Annotated in this window: 16 protein-coding genes; 7 read left to right on the forward strand and 9 right to left on the reverse strand. The window is 72.0% G+C overall.

The features are described from left to right. The first annotated feature begins 324 nt into the window (after nt 1–324). The gene (locus FXF51_RS42235; RefSeq protein ID WP_222871707.1) at nt 325–2,214 is read left to right on the forward strand and encodes a DEAD/DEAH box helicase; all 1,890 of its coding nucleotides are present in this window, start codon (nt 325–327) and stop codon (nt 2,212–2,214) included. Between the two features lie 100 nt (nt 2,215–2,314). Here the strand turns inward: FXF51_RS42235 and FXF51_RS42240 are convergent, their stop codons facing one another. Beyond that, on the reverse strand, nt 2,315–2,881 hold the full coding sequence (locus FXF51_RS42240) for a GNAT family N-acetyltransferase (protein WP_148440405.1): 567 nt from the start codon (nt 2,879–2,881) through the stop codon (nt 2,315–2,317). Nucleotides 2,882–2,963: 82 nt separating this feature from the next. Between FXF51_RS42240 and FXF51_RS42245 the strand changes: the two genes are divergently transcribed. Together FXF51_RS42245 and FXF51_RS42250 are read left to right on the forward strand one after the other, a co-directional pair. Beyond that, nucleotides 2,964–3,854, forward strand: coding sequence for an alpha/beta fold hydrolase (locus FXF51_RS42245; RefSeq protein WP_148440406.1), 891 nt, complete (start codon nt 2,964–2,966; stop codon nt 3,852–3,854). A 13-nt stretch (nt 3,855–3,867) separates the two neighbouring features. Continuing rightward, nucleotides 3,868–4,764, forward strand: coding sequence for an oxygenase MpaB family protein (locus FXF51_RS42250; protein WP_187414881.1), 897 nt, complete (start codon nt 3,868–3,870; stop codon nt 4,762–4,764). Here the strand turns inward: FXF51_RS42250 and FXF51_RS42255 are convergent. Genes FXF51_RS42255 through FXF51_RS42270 form a run of 4 tightly spaced genes read right to left on the reverse strand, consistent with a single transcriptional unit; the run spans nt 4,721 to nt 8,230 of the window. After that, on the reverse strand, nt 4,721–5,899 hold the full coding sequence (locus tag FXF51_RS42255) for an MFS transporter (protein ID WP_187414882.1): 1,179 nt from the start codon (nt 5,897–5,899) through the stop codon (nt 4,721–4,723). The two genes, FXF51_RS42250 and FXF51_RS42255, sit on opposite strands and share 44 nt — an antisense overlap. A 16-nt stretch (nt 5,900–5,915) precedes the next feature. After that, on the reverse strand, nt 5,916–6,791 hold the full coding sequence (locus FXF51_RS42260; RefSeq protein ID WP_148440409.1) for a RecB family exonuclease: 876 nt from the start codon (nt 6,789–6,791) through the stop codon (nt 5,916–5,918). A 28-nt stretch (nt 6,792–6,819) separates the two neighbouring features. Next, on the reverse strand, nt 6,820–7,530 hold the full coding sequence (locus FXF51_RS42265) for an MBL fold metallo-hydrolase (RefSeq protein WP_148440410.1): 711 nt from the start codon (nt 7,528–7,530) through the stop codon (nt 6,820–6,822). A gap of 40 nt (nt 7,531–7,570) precedes the next feature. Further along, nucleotides 7,571–8,230: a DUF6758 family protein gene (locus tag FXF51_RS42270; protein ID WP_316247666.1), complete on the reverse strand. Its 660-nt coding sequence runs from the start codon at nt 8,228–8,230 to the stop codon at nt 7,571–7,573. Between the two features lie 41 nt (nt 8,231–8,271). On the opposite strand from FXF51_RS42270, the gene FXF51_RS42275 reads away from it, so the two are divergent. Next, entirely contained in the window at nt 8,272–8,670 is a 399-nt protein-coding gene (locus FXF51_RS42275) for an NUDIX hydrolase (protein ID WP_148440411.1), read from the forward strand. A gap of 2 nt (nt 8,671–8,672) precedes the next feature. Here FXF51_RS42275 and FXF51_RS42280 read toward each other — a convergent pair whose 3' ends face one another. Both FXF51_RS42280 and FXF51_RS42285 read right to left on the reverse strand, forming a co-directional pair. Next, nucleotides 8,673–11,669, reverse strand: coding sequence for a hypothetical protein (locus tag FXF51_RS42280; protein ID WP_148440412.1), 2,997 nt, complete (start codon nt 11,667–11,669; stop codon nt 8,673–8,675). 339 nt (nt 11,670–12,008) lie between these two features. Further along, complete coding sequence (locus FXF51_RS42285) at nt 12,009–12,995, reverse strand: CPBP family intramembrane glutamic endopeptidase (RefSeq protein WP_148440413.1); 987 nt, start codon at nt 12,993–12,995, stop codon at nt 12,009–12,011. Between the two features lie 99 nt (nt 12,996–13,094). On the opposite strand from FXF51_RS42285, the gene FXF51_RS42290 reads away from it, so the two are divergent. Continuing rightward, nucleotides 13,095–13,784 (forward strand): hypothetical protein, encoded by a 690-nt coding sequence (locus FXF51_RS42290; RefSeq protein ID WP_148440414.1) that lies wholly within the window; start codon nt 13,095–13,097, stop codon nt 13,782–13,784. After that, nucleotides 13,781–14,329, forward strand: coding sequence for a DUF6529 family protein (locus tag FXF51_RS42295; protein ID WP_148440415.1), 549 nt, complete (start codon nt 13,781–13,783; stop codon nt 14,327–14,329). Before FXF51_RS42290 ends, FXF51_RS42295 begins: the two co-directional genes overlap by 4 nt. Here the strand turns inward: FXF51_RS42295 and FXF51_RS42300 are convergent. Continuing rightward, nucleotides 14,319–15,251: an HpcH/HpaI aldolase/citrate lyase family protein gene (locus FXF51_RS42300; protein ID WP_148440416.1), complete on the reverse strand. Its 933-nt coding sequence runs from the start codon at nt 15,249–15,251 to the stop codon at nt 14,319–14,321. The genes FXF51_RS42295 and FXF51_RS42300 overlap by 11 nt on opposite strands. 38 nt (nt 15,252–15,289) lie before the next feature. Between FXF51_RS42300 and FXF51_RS42305 the strand changes: the two genes are divergently transcribed. Then, the gene (locus FXF51_RS42305) at nt 15,290–15,667 is read left to right on the forward strand and encodes a hypothetical protein (protein ID WP_148440417.1); all 378 of its coding nucleotides are present in this window, start codon (nt 15,290–15,292) and stop codon (nt 15,665–15,667) included. Here FXF51_RS42305 and FXF51_RS42310 read toward each other — a convergent pair. Then, on the reverse strand, nt 15,642–16,616 hold the full coding sequence (locus tag FXF51_RS42310; protein ID WP_148440418.1) for an EamA family transporter: 975 nt from the start codon (nt 16,614–16,616) through the stop codon (nt 15,642–15,644). The genes FXF51_RS42305 and FXF51_RS42310 overlap by 26 nt on opposite strands. Nucleotides 16,617–16,637: the final 21 nt, after the last annotated feature.

The following is a 16,637-nucleotide window of genomic DNA, read 5'->3' on the forward strand; positions in this document are numbered from 1 at the left end:
CGGGAACATACGCAAGCTCGGTCAGCGTTGTGGTATCGAGTACACTGCTCTGTGAAAGTGCGACCGCACTGTGTTAATTCGGGGGAATCCCCCGATTACCCCCCGATTCCCCGGGTGCGCGGTCGCTGATGACGCGAGAGGGCTGGCTCTACCGCGAGGACCCACACAACGGGGGCGTTTTCCGCCCGTCGGTCCCGGCAGGCCCGCCTTCATTTGAGACTGAGGCAGGCCACGCTGACGACTTTCCGAGACCTCGGAGTCACACCAGAGATCGCCGATGCCCTCGAGACCGAGGGTATCGTCACACCGTTCCCCATCCAGGAGATGGCGCTACCGCTCGCGCTGAGCGGCCAGGACCTGATCGGCCAGGCGCGCACGGGCACGGGCAAGACCTACGCGTTCGGCATCGCGATGCTGCAGAGCATCGGCAAGCCGCGCAAGAACCGCAAGAAGCCCCGCGGGCTGGTCATCGTGCCGACCCGTGAGCTCGCCACGCAGGTCAGCGAGGACCTCGTGACCGCGGCGGGCAAGCTCGGCTCAAGGGTCCTCACCGTGTACGGCGGGCGCGCGTACGAGCCGCAGATCGAGGCGCTCAAGGCCGGGGTCGACGTCATCGTCGGCACCCCCGGCCGTCTGCTCGACCTGGTCAAGCAGAAGCACCTCGACCTGAGTCAGATCACCACGCTCGTCCTCGACGAGGCCGACCGGATGCTCGACCTGGGCTTCCTGCCGGACATCGAGCGGATCTTCAAGCTGATCCCCGAACAGCGGCAGACGATGCTCTTCTCGGCGACGATGCCGGGTGAGATCGTCGCGCTGTCGCGCAAGTACCTCAACCGCCCGACGCACGTACGCGCCGAGCACGAGAGCGGCGAGGGCGAGGCCACGCCGCAGGTGCGCCAGATCGTGTGGCGCACGCACCGCATGGACAAGATCGAGATCTTGTCGCGGCTGCTGCAGGCCGACGGCCGCGGGCTCACCATGGTCTTCTGTGAGACCAAGCGGGCCTGCGACATGGTCGCCGAGCAGCTCGACACGCGCGGCTTCGCGGTCGCGGCCGTCCACGGCGACCTCGGCCAGGGCCAGCGCGAGCAGGCGCTGCGCGCGTTCCGCAACGGCAAGATCGACGTGCTGGTGGCCACCGACGTGGCCGCCCGCGGCATCGACATCGACGACGTCACCCACGTGGTCAACTACGACTGCCCCACCGACGACAAGACCTACGTGCACCGCATCGGCCGTACCGGCCGGGCCGGGCGCACGGGCATCGCGGTCACGTTCGTGGAGTGGGAGGAGCTGACCCGCTGGAAGATGATCAACCAGATGCTCGGGCTCGACTTCGCCGAGCCCGAGGAGACCTACTCCACCTCGCCGCACGTCTACTCCGAACTCGCCATCCCCGAGGGCACCAAGGGCGTCCTGCCGCATGCCTCGCGTTCGCGCGCGGGACTGTCGGCCGAGCGCATCGAGGACCTCGGCGAGACCGGCCGGACCCGCACGCGTGGCGGGCGACGCCGTGAGGAGCGCGAGGAGCGCCCTGCTGCCCGTACGCCCCGCCAGCGTCGCCGCACCCGCGGCGGCAGGGAGCTGGCGGAGGCCGGACCCGTCGAGAGGCCGGAGGTCGAACTCGTGAACGCCAAGACGGAGGAGACTCCGGCGATCTTCACCGCGGACGAGATCCAGGCGGCGGCCGAGCCCAAGCGCGCCCGTACGCGCAGGGGCGCCGCTTCCTCAGCCATCGAGCAGGCGCTCTCCGACGCCCCTGAGGCGGCGCCGGTCAAGCGCACCCGCTCGCGCAAGGCCGAGGCCGCCGTCGAGGAGACCGAGGCGCCGGCCGCCACGCGCAGCCGTACGCGGCGGGCTCCCGCCGAGGAGACCGTGACCGAGCCAGCGCCTGTTACCGGGCCCGTGGCCGAAAGTCGTACCGAGAATGTCGCCGAGAGTGTGGAGGAGGCGCCGGTGAGGCGTACGCAGTCGCCCGTCGCTCAGCCCGAGCCCGAGCCGAGTTTCCTGGCGTCGCCGCCTCCGCCGGTGCGCAGGGAGCCGGAGCGCATCATCCCGGCCAGCCCGTTCACGGTGATCTTCCAGTCGCCGGATCTGGCGACGGACGACGACGACATCGCGCCGTCGGCCGCGACCGAGCGCAAGCAGCAGCGCCGCCAGTCCCGTGGCGGTGGCCACGGTGGCGGCGGCAACCGGCGTCGCACGGGCTGACGTCCGGCCGGTAGGCACGTCCAGAGGGGCGCGCACCCATGCGAGGGTGCGCGCCTTTCGCATGCCCGGGTGTGCGCCCCCGCGCGGGCGCACGCCCGCGTCACGTCAGCGTGCGCCGCATGATGGGCCGGGTCGGCGACCGTCGCTCGACCTCCTCGAACCCCGCACCCTCGAACAGCGCCCGCCACCCGTAGTACAGCTCTTCGGCCCCCACCCGCTTCCCGGAGTCCTTCGGATACCCCTCGACCACCCGAGCCCCTTGCGACCCGGCATACTCCACGGCCCCTTCGAGCAGGGCAGCCGGCAACCCGCGCCCGCGCCCCTCCCGCCGCACGTAGAAACAGGTCACCGACCACACCCCCTCCTCCCCAGGGGAGGCGGGCCGCACGACGGGGGAGCGGAGCAGCCGTGCGTGCTCCTCACGCGGCGCCACGGCGCACCACCCCACCGGAGCCCCCGACAGGTACGCGAGCACCCCAGGCGCCCTCTCAGAGCCCTCCACGAGCCCCTGGAGCCGCTCCCTCCGCCCGTCGGCGGGTGTGTCGCGGAATTCCGGCCCTGGGAGCCGGAACCACATGCACCAGCAACCGGAATAGGCGCCCCGTGGCCCGAAGACCGTCCGCACGTCGTCCCACGAGGTGGCGGGCCGAATCTCGAGATCGCGCATACCTCACAACTCCTCAGAACTCGCACCAGCGTAGTGGACATGCCGGTGTCGAGGCGCTGACCTCTGGGTATTGTTGCCCCACGTGAGTACGCCGCGATTCCTCGACCTGCCTCCTGGCGTCACACCGCAGAAGATCGAGACGTCACAGGGCACGTTCGCGGCCCTGGAGGCCGTTCCGGTCAGCGGTGTGGTTGAGCGCTGGCCCGCGCTCCTGGTTCCCGGGCTGACGGGCAGCAAGGAAGACTTCATCGCGGTCCTGATGACCCTGGCGCAGTCGGGCCGCCGGGTGGTGGCGATCGATCTGCGCGGCCAGTACGAGACTCCCGGCCCCGACGATCCCGCCGCCTACACGTGCGCGGCCCTCGGGTCCGACGTGGACGCGCTCGCCCAGGTCATCGGCGCCGGCGACCCCGTGCATCTGGTGGGGCACTCGTTCGGCGGGCTGGTGGGCAGGGAGGCGGTGATCGACGGGCGCACCCGGTTCGCCTCGTTCACGTTGATGGGCTCGGGCCCCGGGGCGATCGAGGGCAGGCGGGCCGGCAACGGCAGGAAGATCATGGAAGAGGTGCCGTCGCTGGGCCTGGAGGCGATCTGGCACGCCAGGTTCGAGCCGGAGGCGCTGGCCCAGGACGTGTCCGACGAGATCCTGCGGTTCCTGCGCAAGCGCCTGCTCGCCAACTCCCCCACGGGCCTGTCGTGCATGGCCGAGCAGGTGCTGTCGATGCACGACCGCACCGACGAGCTGCGTCAGATCGAGGTGCCGACCCTCGTGCTGTACGGCGAGCACGACGACGGCTGGCCGCCCGAGTCGCAGTCGGAGATGGCGGCCAGGCTGGGCGCCGAGTGCGTGGTCGTGCCCGGTGCGGTGCACTCCCCGTCCGTGGAGGCGCCGGAGACGACGGCGGCGGCTCTGGTGAGGTTCTGGAACGCGGCCGAGAAGCATTTCTTGGACATCAGGTCCAATACGGTGTAACCATATACTTACTATGGAAGAACTCGCCGTCCAGCCGCCGCGGAGCGCGACCTGGCAGGTGCACCTCGACCGCTCGATGTGGGTGGGCGGGGTGCGCGGCCTCATGCTGCAGGCGCTGCACCCGCTGGCCATGCTGGGCGTCTGGCAGAACTCCAACTTCCAGGACGACCCGTTCGGCCGCCTGCGCCGCACCGCCGACTTCGTGGGGCGGGTGACGTTCGGCAGCCCGCGCGAGGCCGACGAGATCGGCAGGCGGGTGCGCGGCATCCACAGATCGCTGCGCATCCGCGACCCCGAGACCGGCAGGACGCACCGGGTGGACGATCCGGAGCTGCTGCTGTGGGTGCACTGCGCGGAGGTGTCGTCGTACCTGGAGGTGGCCAGGCGCGGCGGGCTGGGGCTGAGCGAGCGCCAGGCCGACCGCTACCTGTACGAGCAGCGCAAGAGCGCCACCTACGTGGGCCTGCACCTCGACGACGTGCCCGGCTCGTGCGCCGAGATGGACGCCTACTTCAAGGGGATGCGGCCCAGCCTGCGGGTGACGCCCGAGGCGGCCTCGACCGTGCGGTTCCTGCTGTGGCCGCGGCTGCCGCGCGAGCTGCGCCTGCTGTCGCCGGGCAAGCCCGTCTACTTCCCGTTCGGCGCGCTCTGCTACTACACGCTGCCCGGCTGGGCCAGGCGGATGTACGGCGCGCTGCCCGAGGTGCCGGGCGCGGCGGTCACGGCGGCGCTGAAGGCGTTCAGGCTGGGCCTGAACTCCCTGCCCGAGCCCGTGCACGACCGGGCCTTCACGCCCGGCACCCGGCGGATGCTGCGGGCGTCCAGGGACCGCCTGGGCGCGGCGGGCTACGACGTCGGCAAGGGGCTCAAGGGTGTGACCGATCCTCGCCGCTGGCCGCGCGGCGCCTGACCGGCAGCAGCACGGCCCCGGCCAGCGCCGCCGCGGACGCGCCCGCCATGAGCCAGGCGCCGCCGCCCAGCCCCGCCCGTTCGAACAGCACGCCGAGCAGGGCCGACGCGGTGCCGGCGCCGACGTACCTGGACGCCTGGAAGACGCCCACGGCGGCCCCGGTGTCGCGCCGGTCGGCGTGCACGAACACCAGCGAGTTCAGCGCGAACTGGGTGAAGGCCGCCGACACGCCGAGCAGCGCCGCGGCCACCAGCACGAGCCACACCGTACGCGCGGGCACCATCAGGCAGGAGCCGGCGAGCAGCAGGGCCGAGCCCGACACCAGCAGCACGCGCAGCCCGGCCCGCCTGGCCAGCGACACCGCCAGGGGCGTGGCCACGATGCCGAGCCCTGCCAGCGGCAGCACGAGCAGCCCCGCCACATGCGCAGGCAGCCCCGCCGCCGTGCGCGCCCACAGCGGCACCGCGAAGAAGGCCAGGTAGAAGACCACGTTCCCGAGCGCGAACTGCCCGCAGGTGGCCAGCAGGCCGCCGCTCAGCCTGGGCAGCATCGCCTCGCGGGCCCCGTCCACGCGCACCTTGGGCATCCAGCGCAGCGCCGCGGCGAGCGCGACGGCGGCGAGCGGCACGTTGACCAGGAAGATCGCCCGCCATCCCCACGCCGCGACGAGGAACCCGCCGAGCACGGGCCCCGCGGCGGCGCTGGCGGTGAGCACCATCGAGATCGTGGCGATGACGCGCGGCGGCGGCCTGCCGTCCTCGCCCGGCATCACGGCCTGGATGACGGCCATGCCCGCGGGCATCGTCGCGCAGCTCCCCAGCGCCTGCAGCAGCCGGACGGCCACCAGCACCGGGTACGACGGCGCCAGCGCGGCCAGCACCCCGGTGACGCCCATCGTGACCAGCCCGGCGCAGAACACCAGCCGCGGCCCGAACCGGTCCGCCAGCGAGCCCGTCACCGGCGGCACCCCGATCCCGACCAGGTAGAACCCTGCCGCGAGCCAGGTCACCGCGGCGATCCCGACGTGGAACTCGGCCTCGATGTCGGCCAGCCCGACGGAGATCATGGACGAGTTCAGCGGGTTGAACAGCGAACCCAGCGCCACCACCGCCGGTAACCGGCCCACAGGTTTCACATAGGGTGCATAACCGCTATTCGGCCAGACCATCCCAGGGCTGGCGTTCCGGACCGGCGGCCAGGCCCTCGGGGCAGTGGCGGCGGAAGTCGCACCAGGAGCAGATCGGCCCCGGGCTGGGCGCGAACAGCTTGTCGACGTCGGCGGGCACCTCGGCGGGGCCGACGGTCTGCCGCTCGCCGGCGGGGCGGCGCGGCCCCGGCCGCTCGCCCATGGCGGCGCGGTAGCGGTCGTCGGCCTCGGACGCCTCCATGGCGACCTCTTCTGCCCTGCTCAGGTGCCGGGCCAGGGACTCCTCGGTGTGCCGCCACTCGACGATCTCGCCGGTGGGCAGGTGGTGCAGCTCGACCGCGCGGCACGGGGTGCGCATCATGCTGGACGCCGCCACGGCGTAGACCGCCAGGGCCAGCGAGGAGCGGGCGTCGTCCTGGGTGAGCGGGCGGCGGCCGGTCTTGTAGTCGACCACGACCAGCTCGTCGCCGCGCCGGTCGAGCCGGTCGATGCGGCCGGACAGGGCGATGACCTTGGTCCGCGTGGCGACCGTGCGCTCGACGCCCACCGGGTCGTCGGACGGATCCAGAGTCGCGACATATCCGGACACGAGGTCGCGGGCGCGGCCCAGCCAGCGCCCCGACTGCTCCGCGTCCCTGAACCCCTCGGTGATCCACCCGTTCGTGAGCAGGATGGACGCCGTCAGCGGGGTCCTGCGGTCGTACGGCTCCCGCCACCAGCCCGCCAGCGCGTTGTGCACGCTCGCACCCACGCTGTTGTGCGCCCACGCGGGCCCCTTCGACGGCTGCGGCCGGTCGAGGTAGGTGAACCGGTAGCGGCGGCGGCAGTCGAGCCAGGTGTTCAACCGCGACGGCGTGCACGAGTAGAGCCGCCGCGGCATCCCTTCCAGCGGTAGCTGGCCCTGCACCTCAGTCGTCGCCCAGCTTGATCCCGGAGATCCTGGTGCCGTCGGTGAGCGGGCCCTCGCTCTCCGCCTCGGTGTCGACGCGGGTCAGCGAGCCGGAGACCCAGTCGTCGAAGTGCGGCTCCAGGTCGCCGATGGTGACCTCGTCGCCGTGCGCGGCCAGCACCCGCGTGTCGCCGGGCAGCGTGAACAGCCGCCCGCCGATCGAGGTGAGCTGGTCGGCCAGGGCGGGATACTCGCCGCCCAGCTTGCCGGGGCCGTCGGCCTGGAGTGCCTTGCCCGTGAACACGGCCCCGAGCGCCTCGCAGTAGAGCGAGACGCCGCCAGGCGAGACGCCGGGCGTCTCCATGACGTCGAGCTGGACGTCGGCCACGCCGAAGATGCCGTCGTCCTCCATGTCGATGTCGGGCCAGGTCTCGCGCCAGGTCTCCCGCCACAGGGGCTTGTCCTTGGGGTGCAGGGCGACGACTGCCTCATCCCTGCTGGCCACCTCGATCGCGGCACCCACGTGGTCGGGAAGGCCCGCCGTGCAGATGACGGCCAGCACCTCCCGCTCGCCGACCTGTTCCAGGATCTTGTCGGCGTCACGCGAGGCGTCGATGACGATCACCTCGTCGTCGTCACCCACGATCCAGGTGTTGTTCTCGACCTTGTGCTCGGTGCCGTCGATGTCGACGACTCCCTCGGTCACCACTCGCTCGATACGCGCTGTCACGCCTCCGCACTCTAGTCCGTTCCCCTGACAGCGCGAATCGCTAATCTTCGAGTCTCGGAGAAAACGCCCCGAAAGGGACGTCCAGCTCGTGATCGCGGACGTCGAGCAGCGACAGCTCGGCGAGCGCGATCATGCAGCCCGCGTCGGCCGGCCAGGCGATCGCCCACAGCCAGTTGCCCATCGCCTCGCCCGCGTAGACGGCCCGGTCGCTCTGGCCGTCCACGCACCACAGCGCGGTGGGATGGCCCAGCACGGCGATCTTCGCGTTCGGCGGGCCCGAGTCGAACCCCTCGCCGGGGTCGGGCCCGTCGAGCCCGGCGAACGCGGCGCCCAGCCCGATGCCCGGTTCCTCGGCGATGACGAGGAGGTCCGCCGGCCCTTCCATCAGCGATGGCCCGGTCAACGCGACCAGGCTGGCGCGCGCGCCGGTGCGCTGGTCGCCGACCTCGCCGAAGCCGGTCACCAGCCAGCCGGCGGGCAACGGCCATGGCAGCCACACGGGCACGACGGAGCTCTTGCGTATTGCCTCGAGCGCGGTGCTGGTCGGCGGCCACGGAGGCTGATACGGCAGGACATCGCCGTGCGAGTCACATCTGAACGCAGACGACCAGGCGCTCGGCCCGTGAAGCGGGCCAAAGCACCGTGGACAGGTTGGAGCCGCTCTCACAACTACCCACGGTGCTTTCTCCGGCACGGCCACGTCAAGGCCGGTGACCGTTATCCCGTCGTAATCTTGGTCATGTGCGCGTAAATTGTGTCGGCGCGATCATTTTCGACGCCTTCGACCGCCTTCTGCTCGTGCAGCGGGGCCGCCCGCCCGGCAAGGGATTGTGGTCCGTTCCCGGCGGGCGCCTGGAGCCCGGTGAGGACGATGAGGCCGGCGTGCGGCGTGAGGTGCTGGAGGAGACAGGGCTGCACGTGACGGTCGGCCGCCTGGCCGGCGTCGTGGACCGGCCTGGGCCCGGAGGGGTCACGTACGTGATCCGCGACTACCTCGCCACCGCGTCCGCGGGGACGCCCATCGCGGGGGACGACGCGGCGGACGTGCGCTGGTGCGACCAGGCGGACCTGGAACGGCTGCCGCTGACGGACGGCCTCCTGACGGCCCTCACCGAGTGGGGGGTGCTCCCCCGGCCGTAGGACTACCTGTTCGAGGTCAGGCTGGAGGTCCACAGGATCAGGTGGTCGGCGCTGTACGTCGTGGACCGGCCGAGCGCCACGACCTCCGCCCCGTCCAACGCGACCGCCGACAACCACTGCGTGCCCTGGCCCGCCAGGCGGTCCCTGGTGAGCGCCACGCGGTTCCACGACAGCCCGTCCTGCGACGTCCAGGCCGCGCTGTCGCCCTCGCCCGGCACGCCGTGCCAGCCGACCGCCACGAGGCCCTCCGACGCCGCCGCCAGGTCGTACACGGCCGCCGCCTGGTCCGCGGGCAGCCACGCCGTCTCCCAGCTCTCGCCGTCGTCCTCCGAGACGGCGGCGAACGCGCGCCGTGACCCGTTCGTCTGCGCTGTGCCGATCGCCACGAGCTTGCCCTGGTACGAGGTGATCCGCCGGAGCCCGGCCGAGGTGGTGTCCGGCGGGGACACGCTGTCGCGGGCGGTCCAGTTGACGCCGTCCGCCGAGTACCAGACCACCGTGCGCTCCTGGTCGGCGCCGCCCGAGCCGCCCACGGCCACGTACCCGTCGCCGCTGGCGACGGCGTCGTGCACGCGCACGCCGACGCCGCCCTGCGGCAGCTTGTTCGACCGGGTGTACTTGCGCATGTCGGGCGTGAACCACATGGCGGCACTGACCGTGCCCGCCTGGTCCTTCGACTCGCCGGCCAGCACGTAACCCTCCTTGCCCGCGGTCACCACGTCGGTGCGCAGGTAGGGCTGGTCGGAGCGGCGGGCCAGATCGCCCGTGACGCTGACCCGCTTCCAGCTCTCACCGTCCGTGGAGGTGACGAGGAGGGGGTCGGTGACGCCGACGTTCGGCTCGGTGCCGCCGACCGCCAGCCAGCCGCGGCCGCCGTGCGTGACGTCCTCCAGCGTCTGCCTGCCGGTGCCGCCCAGGCTCATGGACTTCCAGCTCTGCCAGTTCTTGACCGTCCACAGCCCGGCGTCGCCCGAGGCGGAGCCGACGGCCACGTACCGGCCGTCGTGGCTGCTCAGCGCGTTCGTCTCACGGGCGATCCTGGTCAGGCCCGCCACCTCGCCGAGCTGCACGCGCGAGGCGTCGCCGCGCGGCGGCGCGGCCATGAGCACGAGCTGGTTGTCCACGTCGGACGCCGCCCGGTCGCCGCCGGCGAACAGGGTGCCGCCGTCGGAGATCGTGAACCCGCGCAACGTGGCGCCCGTCAGGTCGCCGAGATCGGCGCGCTTGCTCCACGAACGCCCGTCCGTGGAGGTCAGCACCGTGTACGAGCCCATCGCGCCAGGACTGATCGCGGCGACGCCCGTGGGATGGGAGATCACCGACTCCACGCCCGGGCTCTCGGCCGGGAGGCCGCCGATGGACCCGCACTGCGACCACTGCGCCCCGGTCGGGGAGCAGTAGACACGCACGTCGCCCTCGACGGTGCGGCGCCGCGTAGGCACCAGCACGAACTGCTTGGGCAGCACCGCCACCGTCCCCGCACGGGGATCGGTGGCCTCAGGGAGCTGGAAGCCGGTCGCCTGCCAGTCACGCCCGCCGTTCGCCGAGCGCAGCACCCGCGATCCCTCGCCGTCCGCGGGGACTCCGATGGCCACGGCCGTGTCGCCCTTGGCGACCACGGCCTTCAGCTCCCGTACTCCCAGCTCCCTCGTCTCCACGCGCTCCCAGGCCCGGCCGTCGTCCGAACGCCAGGCCGCCGGGCCCGTGCCGCCGTCGTCGCCCGTCGTGCGCCCGACCGCGACGAACCCCGACCCGGTCCGCGCGATGTCCTCGATGCGGTCACCTGGGCGGAACGCGGCCAGCCCCGACGACTCCACGGCCGTCCAGCTGTAACCGTCGGTGCTCGTCCACAGGCCGCGCTCGCCGGTGCTCTCGTCGCCGCCGCTGGCCAGCCACTTGCCCTCGCCGCCCACCACGCGCCGCACGATCGCCGTGGAAGCGCCGTTCACCTGGCCGAGCCGCCACGTCTTGCCGCCGTTCGGGGAGAACAGGAAGAGCGGGCGCGGGGTCGGGCTGGTCGTGTCGCTGCCCACCGCCACCACCGCGCGGCCCACCGACGTCATGTCGTTGAGCTTCTGGTCGGTGCCGACGCCCGCGGCGGGGATCGTGAACAGCTCGTCGCCCGAACGTCCGGTGCCCGCCTCCAGACGCAGGCCCGTGGTGTCCTCGTCGTTCCACTGCCAGACGAGCACGCCCGTGGCGACCAGGACCGCCGCGGCCACCGTCAGAACGATCGGGATGGCCCTGGTGCCGCGGCGGGCGGGGCTGGACCTGCGGACGGCGGCGGGGGCCGGGCCGCGGTGGTGGCGGCCGCCCTGGGGGGTGGTGGGGCCCGTCGCCACCAGGAGGTCCGGCCGGGTGGGACGGCCTGCCGGGGGGCGGCCGACGCGCCGCACCTCGAGCTCGTCGCCGGGGGTGGCGGGCTGCTGCTCGGCCTCGTCCCCCGGAACCTCTTCCCTCGTGGCCTCTCCGCTCGGGGCCTCTTCCCTCGTGGCCTCTCCGCTCGGGGCCTCTCCGCTCGGGACGGGGTACACGAGGCGGTACGGGGGCGTGCGGTCCTTGCGCTCGCCGTTGCCCGTCACAGGGTCCCTGGCCGGCTGGTCGGGCGCCACGGCGTCGCCCTCGGGGCGTGGCCGGGGCACGTGGACGTCCGATGCGGCGGGCTCGAACCTGGGCTGGGGCACGTCACCGGCGTCCCGCTGCTCGGAGCGCGGCACGTCCGGACTCGCCGCCTCGAAGCGCGGCGTGTCGGGGACGTCCGCCTCGGACGCCTCGGACGCGGCGGCGGCGTCGGGCCGGGCCTCGCCGGAGGCGTCCGGCACGGCGTTCTCGGGCCGCAGCGTGCCGCCCGCCACCAGCTTGTCGGGCCGGTTGACCACGCGCCGGGTCCGGCGCCGCGGCTCGTCCTCGGCCTCCGCCGTCGGCGACGTGTACGGCCGCCGCCCCTTGGGCGGTTCCTGCGGCTCCTCGTCGGGGATCGGAGCGGCGAACGGCGGCATGCCCCAGGGGGAGGTCAGCGGTAAGCCCCTGGCCCGGTCGTCGGTGGGACCGGGCGGCGAGTGGCTGATCCTGGGCTCTTCGGAAGGGGAATGGGGCTCGGACGGACCCTCGGAGCGGGGGTCGTCTTCCGGCGGTCGCCGTGGCGGTTCGCTGGGGCCGGAGGCCACGCGCCGTACCTCCTAGTCGAGCTCGTCGTACAGGTCGATCCCGGCCGCTCTCGCGGACCGTTCCAGGGCGGCGTGGCCGATTCCGTGCCGCCCTGACAGCATCCAGACCAGCATGACTCGGCCGGAATTACGAGACCTCTCTAGCGAGATTCCCCCCACCTTGCGCCAGATTTATTCCGAAATAGTGCGGATTGACTGCTTTTTAGCTAGATACATCACACCAAACGCATACACCCCGAGCTGCACCACGGTACCGGCCAACGCCTGCCACGGCACCGGCATCTTCCCCTGATCCAGCGAGTCCTCCAGATCGCCCGCCGCGGCGCTGAGCCCGAAGGCCACCACGTTGTTCACGACGTGCAGCGCGATGGGCGCCTCCAGCCCGCCGGTCCGCACGGCGAGCCACGCCATCACGGCCCCGAACGCGAACACGTCCAGCAGGCCCGCCCACGAGTACCCGTGCAACGACGCGAACAGCGCGGACCCGATGAGGATGGACCAGATCGGGTTGCGCACGTGCGCCCCGACGGCCTGCGTGAACCAGCCGCGGAAGACGTACTCCTCGGCCGCCGCCTGAAAAGGCACCAGCAGCAGGATCACGATGATCAGCGGCAGGAACGCCGACCATCCGGCCCATCCGAACATGCCGGTGTCCAGGCCGGAGACCGACAGGGCGAGCCACTGCGCCGCCTGCCCGAGCACCAGCGCCAGCACGGCCAGCGCCGCGCACCGCGCCATCCAGGACCAGCGCAGCCGCCCCGCCACGGACGAGAGCGTCCCGGGGCGGCGCCGCTGGACGAGCGCCGCCGTCCCCAGCACGACCAGCAGCACGGGCGCGATGGACAGCAGCGTCATCGCCAGGCCGTAGGCGTTGCCCCTCGGCAGGCCCGTCTCGGGGTCCACGGCCTCGGGCAGGCCGAGCAGCTCCGTCCCCAGCATGAACATGATCACGACCACGACGCCGATCGCCAGGAACCCGGCGCCGACGATCAGCGTGCCGACGATCGCCCGCCACGGCCGGACGCCCGGGATCGCGGCGAGGTGGTCGAACCGAGCCCCACGCGGGGTGGCCACGAACCACGGCGGCGCCGGCTGCGGGTACGGATACCCGGCCGCCTGAGCGCCGGACGGAAATTGGGGCCCCGGATTTTCCTGCATAACTCCATTCTGTCCGCTTGATGCGCATAAGTTCACAGACGGTCCACCGTTTTAGGCGGATGCTCGGAGTCGTAGGCAATTCGACCCTGGGAGCAGTCCATGTCAAGGCTGGGACCTGTCATCACCCTCACGGCGGGAGCAGTGCTCGCCCTGGGGCTGGGTGTCGCCAGCACGATCGCGACACCGGCGGCCGAGGAAACGGCCGCCAGCACCGCTGCCGAAGCACCACCCGCGGAGCAGAACACCGCGGCGCCGGAGCCCTCCCCCTCGCAGACGGCGCCCAAGAGGATCGCCAAGGCCGACTACGGCGGCCGGGTGAAGGGCAACGGCGCGCTCATCGCCATCTCGGTCAGGAACGGCAAGGCCATCGGCTACTTCTGCGACGGCAAGACCGAGGCCTGGTTCAAGGGCTCGGAGGCCGACGGCGAGCTCCAGCTCAAGGGCGTGGCGAACGCCGGCTCCAAGGTGACGGCCGAACTGGGCGGCGGCCGCGCCGAGGGCTGGGTCTCCGTCGGCGGCAAGAAGTGGGACTTCACGGCGCCCACGGTGGTCAAACCGTCGGGCCTGTACCGGGCCACCGCCATCGTCAGGGGCGCCAAGCTGCGTGCCGGTTGGATCGTGGTCAAGAACCCGAACGGCGGCTACTACCAGGTCGGCGCCGCCCTGGTCGGTGAGGAACTGGTCGGCGTGCCACCGCTCGACAGCGCGCAGCCCACCGCACCCGTGACCGTGGACGGCGCCACTGTCACCCCGCAGGACGTCGACGGCTTCATCGAGGAGATGCAATGACCGCCATCAACCAGCAGCGGCGTTCCCCCAGCGTGGCCTCGTTACTGGTGCCGCTGGCCATCGGCGGCCTGGTGGTGCTCGCGCTCGGCGTGTACGGGCGGGCGCACACGCCGACGGGGTTCGCCGTCGGCGTGGCGGGCTTCTCCGCGGCGCTGCCGATGAAGGTGTGGCTGACCACCGGCGCGTTCCTGCTGGCGATCGTGCAGGTGGTCTCGGCCCTGTCGATGTGGGGCAAGCTCGGGATCAACATCCCGGCCGCCGTGCACCGCTGGTCGGGCCGCCTGGCGTTCGTGCTCACGATCCCGGTGGCCTTCCACTGCCTGTACGCCCTGGGCCTGCAGTACGACGTCCCGCGCGTGCTCGCGCACTCGCTGCTCGGCTGCTTCTTCTACGGCGTGTTCACCGCGAAGATGCTGGCCCTGCCCAAGCGCGACACGCCGGGCTGGACACTGCCGGTGCTGGGCGGGCTGGCGTTCACGGCGCTTGTGGGGCTCTGGCTGACCTCGTCGTTCTGGTTCTTCACCGCTGTCGGCTTCAAGGTGTGAAGCTCTTCGTACGGCTGAGCCCGGCCGCCCGCCCCTTGGCGGCCACGACGAGCGCCATCTTCCTGGAGGCCTCGTCGATCATCTCGTCGCCCAGCATGACCGCGCCGCGCTTCTCGACCGAGGTGTAGTACTCGTACGCCTCCAGGATGAGCTCGGCGTGGTCATAGTCCTCCTGCGCCGGCGAGAACACCTCGTTGGCGGCCTCCACCTGCGACGGGTGCAGCACCCACTTGCCGTCGAACCCGAGCGCCGCCGACCGCTGCGCCACCCTGCGGAAGCCCTCGACGTCCTTGATCTGCAGGTAGGGCCCGTCGATGACCTGCAAGTCGTGCATCCTGGCCGCCATCAGCAGCCGCATGAGGATGTAGTGGTAGGCGTCGCCCTCGACGTAGCCGGGCGGCTGCTCGCCGACGACCAGCGTGCGCATGTTGATGGAGGCCATGAAGTCGGCGGGGCCGAACACGAGCGTCTCCAGCCGGCCGGACGACCCGGCGATGGCGTCGGCGTTCACCAGGCCGCGCGCGTTCTCGATCTGCGCCTCGATGCCGATGCGGCCCACTTCGTAGCCCATGGTCTTCTCGATCTGCGTGAGCAGCGTGTCGAGCCAGACGACCTCGGTCGGGTCCTGCACCTTGGGCAGCATGACGCAGTCGAGGTACGCACCTGCCCCCTCGACGATCTCGATGACGTCGCGGTACGTCCACTGCGTGGTCAGGTCGTTCACCCTGACCACGCGGGTCTTGCCCGTCCAGTCCCCCTCGCGCAGGGCGGCCACGATGTTGGCCCGCGCCTCTTCCTTGGCCAGCGGGGCCACGGAGTCCTCCAGGTCGAGGAAGATCTCGTCCACGGGCAGGGTCTGGGCCTTCTCCAGGAACCGGGGGTTGCTGCCGGGCACGGCCAGCACAGAACGTCGTGAGCGCATGCGGACACGCTACTGGCCGTCCGGTTACAGTCGGATCCGTGAGCGATAACACCACCGTCATCCAGGAGGGCGCCAAGAAGTCCGGCATCCTCTGGCTCACCCTCGACCGTCCGCGCCTGGCGTGGCACGCCTGGCACGACGGCGCGATCTACCTCGTGACAGGGGGCGAGGAGCAGGCGCTGCCCGGCCTCGACGGTCTCGACCGGGTGCGCGTCACGCTGCGCAGCAAGGACAACGGGGCCAGGCTGGTGGAGTTCGAGGCCGCGGTGTCGGTGGTGGACCAGGCGGCGGCGGCCGACGTCGTGGCGGTGCTGGCCAAGGAGCGGCTCAACGCCCGCGACAGCGAGCACCTGACCGAGCGCTGGGCCCGCGAGTCCACGGTCTGGCGCCTCACCCCGTCTCCGGCCGGGAGCTGATCACCTCAGGAGTCGCGACCGCCTCCGGCTGCTCGACGATCTCCGGGTGGCCGCCGGAGGTGGCGGTCTGGGCGAGCAGCGCGCCCGACAGCACGAGCAGGCCGCCGATGATCTGGAACACGCCGAGCGCCTCACCGACCAGCGCCCACGCCACCATCGCCCCGCCGATGACCTCCAGCGACGCCACGGTGGCGCCCACGGCGGCCGACAGCCGCCGCACGGCGTTGACCCCCAGGATGTAGGCGATCACGGTGGCGATCAGCACCATCCACAGGTACGCCCCCAGCACCGGCAGCCGCAGCCCGCCCTCCGGCGCGGCGGTGACGGTGAAGGCGTCCCACGGGATGTCCCACGGCCGGGCGAACGGGATGAGCACCACGGCCGCCCCCGCCATGCCCCAGGCGATCAGGCCGAGCGGGTCGACGTCGTCCCCGAAGCTATCGTTCATCAGGAAATATCCGGCGCAGCACGCGCCGGCCAGCAGCCCGAGCAGCAGGCCCAGCGCGTCCAGCCGGAGCCCCTGCCACGCCTCCACGACGATCCCGAGCCCCACGACAGCGACGACGGCGCCCACGTACGCGGCGCGCGCGAGCCGTACCTTGCGGATGAGCCGCACCCAGGCGACCACCATCACCGGCGCCATGAACTCCAGCAGCAGCGCGACCCCCACCGGCAGCCGCGTGATCGCCACGAAGTACAGCGCCTGCACCCCGGCCACCGCCATGACGGCGTAGAGCGCGAAGAACGGCAGCATGGACCTGGGGATCCGCAGCGCGCGCGGCCTGAGGAGGGCCAGCGCGGCCAGGAGCAGCAGCCCCGCGCCCGCCATGCGCGTCCACACGGCCTCGATGGGCGCCAGCCCGGCGGCGATGAGGTACTTCGCCATCGGCCCCGAGAACGCGAAACAACACGAGGACACGAACGCCAGCGCCAGCCCCGCATACCTCATCGCACACCATCCATCACGTAA

Origin of the sequence: Nonomuraea sp. PA05, assembly GCF_008086045.1 — a bacterium.
Lineage (GTDB): Bacteria > Actinomycetota > Actinomycetes > Streptosporangiales > Streptosporangiaceae > Nonomuraea > Nonomuraea monospora.

Coding starts and splice junctions, on each gene's coding strand:
- FXF51_RS42235 (WP_222871707.1), top strand. CDS start 325: ATGGCGCTACCGCTCGCGCTGAGCGGCCAGGACCTGATCGGCCAGGCG.
- FXF51_RS42240 (WP_148440405.1), bottom strand. CDS start 2,881: ATGCGCGATCTCGAGATTCGGCCCGCCACCTCGTGGGACGACGTGCGG.
- FXF51_RS42250 (WP_187414881.1), top strand. CDS start 3,868: ATGGAAGAACTCGCCGTCCAGCCGCCGCGGAGCGCGACCTGGCAGGTG.
- FXF51_RS42260 (WP_148440409.1), bottom strand. CDS start 6,791: ATGCCGCGGCGGCTCTACTCGTGCACGCCGTCGCGGTTGAACACCTGG.
- FXF51_RS42280 (WP_148440412.1), bottom strand. CDS start 11,669: ATGCCGCCGTTCGCCGCTCCGATCCCCGACGAGGAGCCGCAGGAACCG.
- FXF51_RS42285 (WP_148440413.1), bottom strand. CDS start 12,995: ATGCAGGAAAATCCGGGGCCCCAATTTCCGTCCGGCGCTCAGGCGGCC.
- FXF51_RS42290 (WP_148440414.1), top strand. CDS start 13,095: ATGTCAAGGCTGGGACCTGTCATCACCCTCACGGCGGGAGCAGTGCTC.
- FXF51_RS42295 (WP_148440415.1), top strand. CDS start 13,781: ATGACCGCCATCAACCAGCAGCGGCGTTCCCCCAGCGTGGCCTCGTTA.
- FXF51_RS42300 (WP_148440416.1), bottom strand. CDS start 15,251: ATGCGCTCACGACGTTCTGTGCTGGCCGTGCCCGGCAGCAACCCCCGG.
- FXF51_RS42310 (WP_148440418.1), bottom strand. CDS start 16,616: ATGAGGTATGCGGGGCTGGCGCTGGCGTTCGTGTCCTCGTGTTGTTTC.